11 protein-coding genes are annotated in these 11,573 nt (G+C 63.8%); 6 read left to right on the top strand and 5 right to left on the bottom strand.

Going from position 1 to position 11,573, the window contains the following annotated elements:
* Nucleotides 1-160 precede the first annotated feature (160 nt).
* Nucleotides 161-1,398 (top strand): IS3 family transposase gene (locus ACYVI5_RS00005; protein WP_460578446.1). Its coding sequence is split into 2 segments (ribosomal slippage): nucleotides 161-440 and nucleotides 440-1,398, totalling 1,239 coding nucleotides; the frame shifts between segments, so codons are not numbered across the junction.
* 393 nt (nucleotides 1,399-1,791) lie between these two features.
* On the opposite strand, the gene ACYVI5_RS00010 is transcribed toward ACYVI5_RS00005, so the two are convergent.
* Complete coding sequence (locus ACYVI5_RS00010; protein ID WP_460578447.1) at nucleotides 1,792-3,177, bottom strand: FAD-dependent oxidoreductase; 1,386 nt, start codon at nucleotides 3,175-3,177, stop codon at nucleotides 1,792-1,794.
* A gap of 73 nt (nucleotides 3,178-3,250) precedes the next feature.
* On the opposite strand from ACYVI5_RS00010, the gene ACYVI5_RS00015 reads away from it, so the two are divergent.
* On the top strand, nucleotides 3,251-4,168 hold the full coding sequence (locus ACYVI5_RS00015; RefSeq protein WP_460578448.1) for a cupin domain-containing protein: 918 nt from the start codon (nucleotides 3,251-3,253) through the stop codon (nucleotides 4,166-4,168).
* A 218-nt stretch (nucleotides 4,169-4,386) separates the two neighbouring features.
* Here the strand turns inward: ACYVI5_RS00015 and ACYVI5_RS00020 are convergent, their stop codons facing one another.
* Nucleotides 4,387-4,857: a DUF2000 domain-containing protein gene (locus ACYVI5_RS00020; protein WP_460578449.1), complete on the bottom strand. Its 471-nt coding sequence runs from the start codon at nucleotides 4,855-4,857 to the stop codon at nucleotides 4,387-4,389.
* A gap of 68 nt (nucleotides 4,858-4,925) precedes the next feature.
* Here ACYVI5_RS00020 and ACYVI5_RS00025 point away from each other — a divergent pair, with 68 nt between their 5' ends.
* On the top strand, nucleotides 4,926-5,408 hold the full coding sequence (locus tag ACYVI5_RS00025; protein ID WP_460578450.1) for an Lrp/AsnC family transcriptional regulator: 483 nt from the start codon (nucleotides 4,926-4,928) through the stop codon (nucleotides 5,406-5,408).
* Nucleotides 5,409-5,471: 63 nt separating this feature from the next.
* Here ACYVI5_RS00025 and ACYVI5_RS00030 read toward each other — a convergent pair whose 3' ends face one another.
* Genes ACYVI5_RS00030 through ACYVI5_RS00040 form a run of 3 tightly spaced genes read right to left on the bottom strand, consistent with a single transcriptional unit; the run spans nucleotide 5,472 to nucleotide 8,104 of the window.
* Nucleotides 5,472-6,437, bottom strand: a complete 966-nt coding sequence (locus ACYVI5_RS00030) for a 3-hydroxyacyl-CoA dehydrogenase family protein (RefSeq protein WP_460578451.1) — start codon at nucleotides 6,435-6,437, stop codon at nucleotides 5,472-5,474.
* 42 nt (nucleotides 6,438-6,479) lie between these two features.
* A complete protein-coding gene (locus ACYVI5_RS00035) occupies nucleotides 6,480-7,409 on the bottom strand; it encodes a sugar phosphate isomerase/epimerase family protein (protein ID WP_460578452.1) in 930 nt (309 codons plus the stop codon).
* 50 nt (nucleotides 7,410-7,459) lie between these two features.
* On the bottom strand, nucleotides 7,460-8,104 hold the full coding sequence (locus ACYVI5_RS00040; protein WP_460578453.1) for a GntR family transcriptional regulator: 645 nt from the start codon (nucleotides 8,102-8,104) through the stop codon (nucleotides 7,460-7,462).
* A 210-nt stretch (nucleotides 8,105-8,314) separates the two neighbouring features.
* Here ACYVI5_RS00040 and ACYVI5_RS00045 point away from each other — a divergent pair, with 210 nt between their 5' ends.
* From ACYVI5_RS00045 to ACYVI5_RS00055, 3 genes are read left to right on the top strand one after another with little or no spacing between them, the layout of a single operon-like run.
* The gene (locus ACYVI5_RS00045; protein WP_460578454.1) at nucleotides 8,315-9,688 is read left to right on the top strand and encodes an ABC transporter substrate-binding protein; all 1,374 of its coding nucleotides are present in this window, start codon (nucleotides 8,315-8,317) and stop codon (nucleotides 9,686-9,688) included.
* Entirely contained in the window at nucleotides 9,688-10,632 is a 945-nt protein-coding gene (locus ACYVI5_RS00050; RefSeq protein WP_460578455.1) for a carbohydrate ABC transporter permease, read from the top strand. The genes ACYVI5_RS00045 and ACYVI5_RS00050 overlap by 1 nt, the downstream gene beginning before the upstream one ends.
* Nucleotides 10,632-11,540: a carbohydrate ABC transporter permease gene (locus tag ACYVI5_RS00055; protein WP_460578456.1), complete on the top strand. Its 909-nt coding sequence runs from the start codon at nucleotides 10,632-10,634 to the stop codon at nucleotides 11,538-11,540. Before ACYVI5_RS00050 ends, ACYVI5_RS00055 begins: the two co-directional genes overlap by 1 nt.
* The last annotated feature ends 33 nt before the right edge of the window (nucleotides 11,541-11,573 follow it).

Raw genomic sequence — 11,573 nt, forward strand, 5'->3', positions numbered from 1 at the left:
ATGATGACATCCTCCCAGCGGCACCCTTCGGCACCACAGATCAGGTGTCACCTCTCCGTGCAGCAGTCCCCGGCGTCGCTCACACGAGTTCCAGGATGACACTTGCTTGATACTCGAATCGCCCTGGGTTTGGTTCCGGTTCTTTTAGGAGGATGGAGTCATGCCCCGTCAGTTTCCGCCGGAGTTCCGGCTGCGAGCACTCAGGATGCTCGAGGAGGCGTTGCCTGATCACGAGACCGAGTACGCGGCGATCCGTCATGTGGGTGCCAAGCTGGGTGTCGGGCCGGAGACGCTGCGTAAGTGGCGTCGCCGCGCCGAGATCGATGCCGGCACCCGTCCCGGTGTGACCAGTGATGAGCTCGCGGAGATCAAACGATTGAAGCGGGAGAACGCCGAGTTGCGCCGTGCGAACGAGATCCTGAGGGCTGCGTCGGCGTTTTTCGCCGCGGAACTCGACCGCCCCACGACGAGATGATCCGGTTCATCATCATGTTCAAGGATCGTTTCGGGGTCGAGGCCATCTGCCGCACGATCGGTGCGACAGAGTGTGGGTTCATCACCGCTCGCGGTTACCGGGCAGCGATGACTCGCGCCCCGTCAGCCAGGCAGCTGAGAGACGATCTCCTCGTTCCCGAGGTGGCCCGTCTGCACGGTGAGAACTACGGCGTCTACGGGGTGCGGAAGATGCACGCGCTGATGCGTCGGCAGGGGTGGGAGATCGGTCGAGACCAGACCGGGCGGCTGATGCGGGCCGCCGCCGTGCACGGTGTGAGACGGTCGAAGAAGGTGTTCACCACTCGGCCTGACCCCGCGCAGCAGCGACCGACGGATCTCGTGCAGCGCCGGTTCGCCACAGACCGGCCAGAGCGATTGTGGGTGGCGGACATTACGTATGTGGCGACATGGTCCGGGTTCGCGTACGTCGCGTTCGTCACCGACGTGTACTCACGGCGCATCGTGGGCTGGAACGTTGCCGCGACGCTGAAGGCCGACATCCTGCCCCTTCAAGCCCTGAACATGGCGGCGTGGGCTGCAGGAGGCAGGCTGGAGGGGCTGACGCATCACTCGGACCACGGGTCGAACTACATGTCATTGGTCTACACCGACCGGATCATCGAGCTCGGCGCGAAACCATCGACGGGGACCATCGGCGACAGTTACGACAACGCCCTCGCCGAGGCCGTGAACGGGCTCTACAAGACCGAACTGATCCGACGCCAAGGACCCTGGCGCACCGTCGAACAAGTCGAGCTCGCGACCCTGGAATACGTGTGGTGGTGGAACAACTCCCGTCTACACGGCGAACTCGGCCTGCGTACACCCGCCGAGGTCGAGGCCACCTACTACGCTGACCACGAATCACCCGTGCCGACAACCGTCAGCCACGCAAAACCCTAGGAACAAAACCCAGGGCGATTCATACTCGCTGTCGCGCTCCTGTATAAGTCCGAGGTCCCTCAGGCGGCGCACGGCCACATGCTCACTCGGTGCGAGCTCCTTGAAGCCGACGGGATCTTCATCAACAGTTCAAGCATCACGGCCCCATTTGCGTATACGGCTTGACATGCTGAATCATCTCGTCGATGTTCCCTTGTACGCGACTCTTCCAATCCTCCAGTTCAGTGAGTACAGATGAACGAATCATCGTGCGCTGAAAGACGTCGGTGGGCAGATGTTGGACGACAGCGGAACTTAGGTTGCGGTAGAGGTAGGCATGTCCTCCCGCTCCGCGTTCGTCGCTGGCGGTGATCGCCCGAGCCGGCCGGAGGGACTCGTGCGCCCCGGGACACGTCAGCCCACGACCTTGGTGAACACCTCGTTCAGCGCTTCCGTGGAGCTGGGATGCGTGTAGATCGACGTGCTCAGCTGGGTCGCCGTGATGCCGTGTCGCATGGCGAGGCTCACGAGGTTGATGATCTCCTGCGAGTCGATGCTGAGGAGGGCCGCGCCTAGAACGAGGTCGGTATCGGCGTCGACAATGAACTTCATCAAGCCGCGCGTCTCTTCGACGGTGTATGCCCGGGGCATGGCGACGATGTCTGCGACGTTCTCACGCGACACCCTGACGTGCATCCCGCTCGCTCGCGCTTCTCGTTCCGTCATTCCGACGGTGGCGAGGGGAGGAGTGGTGAAGAGCACGTGCGGAACCGCGACCCGGTCCGCGGTGGAGCGCTTGCTGTCTCCCAGCAATTGGTCGAGCACGATTCGTGCGTCGTCGAGGGAGACGTACGTGAACTGCGGACCTCCGTTCACGTCACCGAGGGCGAAGATGTGCGGTCTGCTCGTACGCAGCCGTTCGTCGACCACGACGGCGCCTCTGGCGTCGACCGCCACGCCCGCGGCGTTCAGATCGAGGGCGGATGTCGCCGGTCTGCGTCCGGTCGCGGGCAGTACGGCATCGGTTCGCAGCTCCGTGGTGCCGTCTTCGGTGCGGTACACGATGACGGCTGACCCGGCCTCGTCGCGAACTTCCAGCACATCGGCACCGGTGACGAGCTTCACGCCGTCACCGCTGAGGATTGCTGTCACGGCCTCGGCAACGTCGTCGTCTTCGCGGGGAAGAAAACGGGGGGCCGACTCGAGCACCGTGACGTCGGCGCCGAAATGCCGATAGATCCCGGCAAACTCAAGCCCCAGGTAGCCGCCGCCGATCACCGTCAGGTGGGCTGGGAGCCTGTCCTTGCGGATCAGGTCGGTGCTGCTGACCCGATGGGCGCTCTCGGCAAGGCCCGGGATGTCGGGGAGAATGGGCTCTGAGCCGGTGTTGATCAGGATCGTGGGAGCGCTGACCGTGATCTGATCGTCCCCCGCGCCGACCGAGACCGTGTGCTCGTCGACGAAGCGCGCGCGTCCGGTGAGAACCATCGCGCCGGGCTTTCCGTTGAGGCTCTCGAAGTTCCCGGCGCGGAATGCGTCGGTGAGAGCCTTGACGCCCGCAACCGAGTGCGCGAAGAACTCCTGCGCGTCGTCTTCGAGACGACGAGCGTTCGAGTAGTGCACGAGCATCTTGGAGGGCACGCAGCCGACGTTCGGGCAGGTCCCGCCATACATGTTCTCGTCTTGCTCGACGAGGATGACGCGTCTGCCAGCTTCCGCCAGGACGTGTGCGGCAGTCTTGCCGCCCTTTCCGAAGCCGACGACCAGAACGTCGACGGTGAGGTGAGTTCCGATTCCCATACCGACACTCTGCGACCGTTCGACTGCACCGAACAGCCTGCTTGGAGCCAGAAATCTGCCCTATCGTGTCAATGTGGACACGATCAGTGCACTTCTTCGCCGAGCGCAGCTCGAAGCATCCCTCGAACGGCGATGTCTGCTGGGCAGGTCGACAGACATGCCGGTGAACGGGTACCCGAACGGACAGGTGCCGTTCCACGTGTTGATGGCAGGCCGGTGCCGATTCCACACGGCCCGACAGTCGTTCGATATGGCGCCCGGCGACGTGGTTCTCGTTCCCAGCGGGCGGCCACATCGGATCACAGTGGAAGGGCCGGGACGAGCCGCCGGCGTCACCGAGCAGGCCGGGCCCGCGTTCCTCACGACACGTAGCGAGAACGTCGGCGACCCTGTGGTCGACCTCTTCTGTGGTCATTTCTCGGTCGGCCCGGGTGCGGGCGCGTTGCTGTTCGAGAGCATTCCCGATCCGATTCACGTCTCGTTCGGCCGGTCGGAAGACACCGACCGGGTGCTCCGACAGCTGAGCGAGCTCATGCGCGGCGAAGCCGAGCGCGAGGGGCAGGGCACGGCGGTCATCCTCAGCGCGCTTTGCACAGCCCTATTGGCCATGGTGTTGCGCACATCGGCCGGCGCATCCACCTCAGCGCGGCTATGGACGGCCGCCTCCGATCCGAGCATCGCCTCCGCCATCGACGCGGTTCATGCCGACCCCGGTCGCGCGTGGTCGATCGACGTTCTCGCACGAACGGCTCGCATGTCCCGTTCGACGTTCATCCGCCGCTTCTCGCGTGACACCGGCATGTCGGTGGCATCGTTCGTCACGCGAAGCCGTCTGATGTCGGCGACCGAACAACTCGTGATCGGTGGTCCTCCGGTCGCCCAGGTGGCCGCGGCCGTCGGGTACTCATCGGAATCAGCGTTCTCGAGAGCGTTTCGCGGTGCACTCGGCGTCACGCCGGCGCAGTTCCGGCGACAGAGCGCGAGGCGCTGACCGCGATTCGGCAGAACGCGGGATTAGCGCTCCCGCACGTGCTGCTGACTCTGATCGAGGCGGAAGGCGAGGTGCGAGACTGACCATGATCCGCGTGACAGCCGTCGCCATGCCGTCGCGAGACGACAACGCCTAACCCGGTTGACCGACCACCGTGCCCACTCGCACCGGCTCAACGGCCGCGCCCGCCCTTGGCAGCCGCAACGGACGGATTCGTCTCACTTCAGCAGCGGCAACTGTCCAACCATGCGGCTGACTCGATTCCTCGGGCCAACGATGCTCACGGCCAGATACTCCAATGCATTCGGATGACTACCCGCCACCTGATCGAGATACTCGCCGTAGAGGCGGGTCCGCTGAGCCTCTTGCGGCATGTCGGCGATGAAAATGTCTTTCCCCTTTGCAGCCGTCGCACGCAGGTCGCGAAGCGTCTCGGCTGTGGCGGCCAGGATCGTGCACCCTGCCCAAGGCAGTCCCGGATGTACGGATTCCGAGGCGTCGACGGCGTCGGGACCCGCCAGCCCCGGCACCAGCGCGGCAGTCGCCGCGGCAACGCAGACGGCGGCGTTCGCGGCACGCCCGGGCGAGAGCGCGGTGTCGATGACGATGACCCACTTCAATCGAGCTTCACGGGTCGAGACCCAGGGATCGACTTCATGGGAATCGAATCCGATAGTTTGCTGAATCATCCCACTAGTCAGACTGATGTCCTACCGGTTCGCAAATCCTCCGAACTTCATGGCATCATTAGCGCGAAATGGTGGTCATTGATGAGCTCGACGCAGCGATCCTGGCGATTCTGCAGAACGATGCACGCACGAGCAATCGTGAAGTCGCGTCCAGGACGGGGGTCTCACCGACGACCGCCCTCGAACGCACGCGAGCGCTGCGAGACAAAGGGCTGATCCAAGGGACAACGCTCGACGTCGACCTGACGCAACTCGGACGCGGGGTTCAAGCGTTGATCTCGGTGCGGGTGCGCCCGCCGTCACGAGCTGCAATCGAGGACTTCCGCGATTGGGTGACGGCACTCCCGGAAACGATCGCGGTGTTCGTCACAACGGGCGACCACGACTTTCTCGTCCACGTCGCCGTGCGCGACAATGAAGCGCTCTACGCGTTCGTCATCGACAAGCTGACGAGCCGACCGGAACTCTCCGACGTGCACACGTCGGTCATCTATGAGCACATCCGGAAGAAGATCGTCGAACCCACTGTGATAAAGCCCAGGCGAGCCTGAAAACGCACATCGGGCCGCTTGGTCACTGACGGATGCGTCGCCGCCCCGGGGGGCGACGCTCGGTCAGCGCGGCTGATCTTGGGTCGGCGCCGGGCCGAGTTCCTCCAGGAGCTTGGCCATCGCGACATAGGCCCGGTTCCGGTATGCGATGAGTTCCGCGGTGCGCTCGGCAGGGAGATCCAGGTAACCGGAACCGGTCTTCGTTCCCAGATTGCCGGCATCCACCAGCCGCTGAAGCGACTCCGGTGTGGCGAATCGCTCGGGCCACCTCGTCTGCAGGGACTCGTAGCAGAACGCATAGACGTCGAGGCCCGCCATGTCAGCGATGGCGAAGGGTCCGAAGAACGGAAGGCGGAACCCGAACGTCGTTCGCACGAGGGTGTCCACTTCAGCGGCGGTGGCGATGCCTTCTTCCACGATCTGTGTGGCCTCGTGGAACAGCGCGTACTGAAGGCGGTTGAGGACGAAGCCGGTCGAGTCCTTGACGCGTGCCGATTCCTTGCCGGCTCGAGCCACGACGTCCTGAGCAAAGGTGATCGCAGCCTCCGATGTGCCCTGGTGCGGGATGAGCTCCACGCCGGGGATGAAGGGTGCCGGGTTGGAGAAGTGGACGCCGAGGAAGCGCTCCGGACGCTCGACCGCGCTCGCCAGGGTGCCGATCGCAATGGTCGAAGTGTTGGAGCCGATCACCGCGTCGGGTGGAGCGGCCGCGCTGATGCGCCGAAGCGTCTCCTGCTTGATCTCGGCCTTCTCGGGTACGGCTTCCTCGATGAAGTCCACATCGGCCACCGCAGCCTCGATCGAGACGGCCGGCTGCAGGTGCGACGCGAGGCGCTGGGGGGCATCGGGCGGGAAGAGGCCGGCGGCGGCGAACTCCTCCGCCTCGGCGAGCAGCCGTTCGTAATTCGCCTTCGCCACGTCTTCCGAGACATCGCTGATGCGAACGGTATCGCCCGCGAGCGCGAGAACCTGCGCGATGCCTCCCCCCATGTATCCGGATCCGACGATGGCGACGATGCGGTGTGTCATGGATGTCCTTCTGTTCGGCTTGGGTGGTTACCGTGGATCGCCTCAGCCGCGGGGGAGAAGCGAGCGGATGTAGTTCTGGTTCGTGGCGCAGACGCCGAGGCTGTCGCCACCGTATTGCTCGCACAGGATGATGCCGTCGAACCCGACGGCGACGGCCTCTTTGAAGATCTGGCGGTAATTGATCAGCCCGGTCTCCATGGTGGACGGCACCGAGGTCGCCCAGCTGCCGTCGGCGGCTTCGTCGCGCGTGTAGTTCTTGACGTGCCAATAGTTTGCGTAGGGGAGGGTCTTCGCGTAGAGCTCACGCCAGTCCTCCACCCGACGGTGGAGGCGGATGAGGTTTGCCACGTCAGGGTTGAGGCCCACGTTGTCGAGTCCCACCTCCTCGACGAACCGCACCGCGCTGTCGGCGGTGCCGAGGTAGGTGTCCTCATACAATTCCAAAGCCATCCGAAGCCCCACGTCCGCTGCGTGCTTGCCGAGCTCGCGGATCCGAGACACGGCCCGTTCCCACACCTCGGGGTCATCCGGATCCCGAGGGCCCTGTGCGGTCCAGAACCAGAGGGCCTCCCGTTGGGCGGGCGTGAACGGTTGATGCAGACCCGTCGAGAAGACCTGCATGCCCCACTCCGCCGCCGCATCGATGGTGCGGTGTGCGTACTCGAGATTGCGCTCCTCATGGCCCGGCATGATCACGCTTTGACGCTGGAGGTGTACGGAGGGAACGCCGATGCCGTGCGACCGCGCGATCGCCAGGAACTCGGCCCGGCGCGACGGCTCGAGATCCGCTGGGCGTATGTGGCTGTCGGCGAGCTCAATCAGAGAGAAGCCGACGTTCTCGATCTCATCGAGCATGTCATCCCACACCTCGGCGGGGGCATCGTGCATCGCGACGCTGTTCTGGTCCATGGGTGGGAAGCCGTGCAGGCAGACAGCGATCGGCCAGGTTTCGGCGGTGAAAGTGGTGGGCATGTCGTTCGATTCCCTGTTGTGGTCGTGGAGTGGCTGCGCGGGTGTTCGCGCTAGTCCTGCGGATGGGTCGTGAGGAGCCGGTGGTAGGCGCCTTCGAGGTGGGTTTGGATGGCCTTGGCTGCCAGTTGCGGGTCGCGCTGGGCGAGGACGTCCCGGAGTTCGGCGTGTTCGGCATACCCGACTTGGAGGAAGTCTCGGAACGAGTCGTTGCGGGCATTGAGGAAGAACTCCACCTGGCTGCGAATGTGCTCCCACGAGTTTTCGAGTCGCCGGTGGTCGGCGGCCTTGTAGAGCAGATCGTGGAACTCGAGATCGAGTCGAGTCACGGCTTGAGCCTCGTACCCATCGTTCACGCGTTGCATTCGCTCAAGCACTGCATCCATCTGGGCTAGCAGTTGCGGCGTCATGCGCTCGGCGGTGCGCTCGACGGCGAGCCGCTCAAGAGCCAGGCGCAGGGTATAGACCTCGATGATGTCGGCTCGCGTCAGCTCGACCACGAACGCGCCACGATGTCGTCTCAGTTCAACGAACCCTTCGTTGGCGAGCTGGTTCAACGCCTCCCGGACCGGGCCCCTGCTCACCCCGAGAGCCTGAGCGATTTCGGCTTCCTTGAGATGCTCGCCCTGTTGAAGGCGGCCCGTGCTGATCATCACACGCAACGCGTCAAGCACGTTGTGCGAGAGGGCAGGCTGCACGACTGGGGTGACCTCGAGGCCGGATACTGTCATGCCGAAAACCTTCCCATAAAAGCGTCCTGATGATTGTAAACAATTTACCGTTGACAGTCTGCAAAGGGACCGGCAGGATATCCACACAACACTTCGCGGGCGATCGATCGCCCACTAGACGCGTCACCGGCCGTGTTCGTTTGCAGTGCGGCTCGGTCTCGAACAAAGGAGTTTCGCGTGAAGAAGAAGGCACTCGCCGCCCTGATGGGCGTGGCCGTCGTGTCTCTGTTGGCCGCCTGTTCGTCGACCGGTGCTTCTGCCGGGCCGACGGCAGCCCCGACGGACAAACCCCAGTCTCAGGCCGACAAGCCGTCGAATTGCGACAACAAGATCCCGTACCCGGCCGCGACCCGCGTCTCGCTCTGGGGCTGGTCACCCACCCTGCCAGTCGCGGTGGATGCGTTCGACAAGGCGCATAAGGATGTGCAGATCTGCTGGACGAACGCCGGCGCAGGTAGCGCCGAATACCAGAAGTTCTCCACAGCCATCGCCGCAGGCAAAGGCGCGCCCGATGTCGTCATGTTGGAGACGGACCACCTCAATAGCTTCCTGATCAAGGATGCGCTCGTGAACCTCAGTGATTACGGCGCCGACAAGTGGAAGAACGACTTCTCCGCGGGCACGCTGAAAGACATCTCGAGCAATGGCGGCATTTACGCCATCCCGGATGACGGCGGTCCGGTCGCGATGATGTACCGGAAGGACATCTTCGACAAGTACGGACTCACCCCACCGAAAACCTGGGCCGAGTATGCGGCCGACGCTGCAAAGCTGAAGGCGGCAGGCGGCCCGGCGATTGCTGACTGGCCGAATGACACTCCGGCTTACGCTCAGGCCCTGTTCGCTCAGGCCGGCGCTGACACGTTCGACTACAGCATCGACAAGAAGACGAGTCTCGGCGTCGACATTGACAACGCGGCGAGTAGAAAAGTACTCGACTTCTGGGACACTCTCGTGCAGAAGGGCGAGGTGGTCACGACAGGTCAATCCTCGACGGACTTCGTCAGCCAGCTCGCCTCGGGCAAGATCGCCACTTTCATCGCTGCATCCTGGGAGCCGGGTCACCTCACCGGAGCCGGTTTCCCTCGTGGGGCCGATAGCCCGTGGCGTGTGGCGATGCTGCCGCAGTGGGACGCGAAGTCCCCGGTGCAAGTGAACTGGGGCGGCTCGACCTACGCGGTGACCAGGCAGTCGAAGGTTCCACATGCCGCCGCGGAGGTGGCACTGAACCTCTTCGGAAACGAGAACCAGCAAACGCTCGGCGCCCACTTCCCGCAGCACCTCAAAGCCCAGAAGGCCTCGTGGTTCGTGAATGCAGCCGATCCCTTCTTCGGCGGCCAGAAGGCCAACAAGGAGATCTGGATCCCGACCGCGGGCGCGTACAAGGGGCAGAGCTATAGCCCGTTCCAGGACTACTACTACCAGCAGATAACGGCGATGCTGACCAAGACCACGAGTGGCTCAGAGAGTGCCGCCTCCGGGCTCTCCAAGCTGCAGTCAACCATTGCGTCCTACGCCAAGGCGCAAGGCTTCACGGTGAAGACCAAGTGATGACCGGAACCGGCTCGTACGCCTTCGCCCGGCCGTCGTCCCGCAGAATGACGACGGCCGCGCGCGGCAGATCCGCTCGGCCCAAAGTCATCGGCTGGCTCTTCGTCGCGCCGTTCGGCCTGGTCTTCCTCGTCTTTCTCGTCGCACCGCTCGTATACGCGTTCTGGTTGAGCCTCTTCTCCAAAGGCCTCGCCACCGGAACGACGTTCAGCGGGATCGGGAACTACGTCAAGGCGTTCAGCGATCCGGAGTTCCTCGGAGGCCTGCTCTTCGTCGTCGCGTTCTCCGTGGTACTGATCCCGCTGCAGATGCTCGTCTCCCTCGCGGCGGCGCTGGTGCTCGACACGGTGACGACAAGGCTCGCCCGGTTCTCCAGGTTGATGATCTTCGTGCCATACGCGATACCCGCTGTGATCGGCGCGCTCATGTGGGGCTTTCTCTACAGCCCGGGCTTCGGTCCGCTCGCCCAGCTTTTCGCGCTGTTCCACGCGTCCGCCCCCAACCTCCTGGGCGCCCATGAGGTATTCGGCGCGCTGTTGAACGTCGTGACGTGGCAGTGGAGCGGCTATTACATGATCATCATCTACGCCGCACTCCAGGGCATCGACAGCTCGCTTTACGAGGCGGCACGCATCGATGGCGCCAACCAGTGGCAGATCGCGTTACGGATCAAGGTTCCGCTCGTGGCATCCGCGCTCGTGCTGATCCTCGTATTCGCCCTGATCGGCACATTGCAGTTCTTCACCGAGCCGCAGGTGCTCGCGCCATCGTCGAACGGTGCGATCACGCCGTCGTTCACGCCCAACATGTACGCCTACAACCTGGCGTTCTCGAACTCGCAGATCAACTATGCGTCGGCGATCTCGTTCGCGCTCGGACTCGTCGTGTTCGTCGGGGTCTACATCTTCCTTTTCGCCACCCGGAAGAAGGGACGGATCGTCTGATGACGGTCATCGGAATCAAGACGGCGCAGCGAGTTGCGCAGTCAGGGCGGGGTCGCGCCAAACCGCGAATCGGGGCGCATGCCTTCCTCGTCGTGCTGGTCATCTACTTCCTGCTCCCGCTCTGGTGGCTCATCGTGGCCAGCACGAAGGATGCCCACGGCCTCTTCTCCGGCAGCGGCGGCGCGCTCTGGTTCGACAAGACCTTCGCGCTGTTCGATAACCTCGGCCTGTTGTTCACGTACAACGGCGGCATCTATTTGCGCTGGCTCGGCAACTCGCTGCTCTATGCGGTGAGCGGCGGCGTGGGCGCTACCGCTTTGGCGATCCTCGCCGGCTACGGATTCGCGAAGTTCGCCTTTCCCGGCAGACGCCTGAGCCTCGCGCTTCTACTCGGGTCAGTGATGGTTCCGCTGACCGCGCTCGTGATCCCGACGTTCGCCATGCTCTCCCAAGCCGGCATGACGAACACGATCTGGGCCGTCATCCTGCCGTCTTTGCTCAACCCTTTCGGCGTCTACCTGATGATGGTGTACGCGACCGACGCGATCCCGGACGAGCTACTGGACGCCGCCAGGGTGGATGGTGCGGGAGAGTTCCGCACCTTTCTCACTGTGGCGTTGCCCCTGCTGCGTCCTGCGGCGGTCACCGTGCTGCTGTTGTCGGTGGTCGGTACCTGGAACAACTACTTCCTTCCGCTGGCCGTTCTCTCCTCCGACAATCTGTTCCCTGTCACGGTCGGACTCGGCCTATGGGACGGCTTGGCGAACTCGGCCAGCGGCACAGGTACCACGTCGTTGTGGAGCCTTATCGTCCTTGGCTCCCTCGTGTCGATCGTGCCCCTGATCGTGGCGTTCCTCAGCCTTCAGCGTTACTGGCGCGGTGGGCTCGCCGTCGGGTCGCTCAAATGACATCGGTCGCCGCAGCTTCGTCGTCGACGACAA

The organism is Humibacter ginsengisoli, from assembly GCF_054780095.1.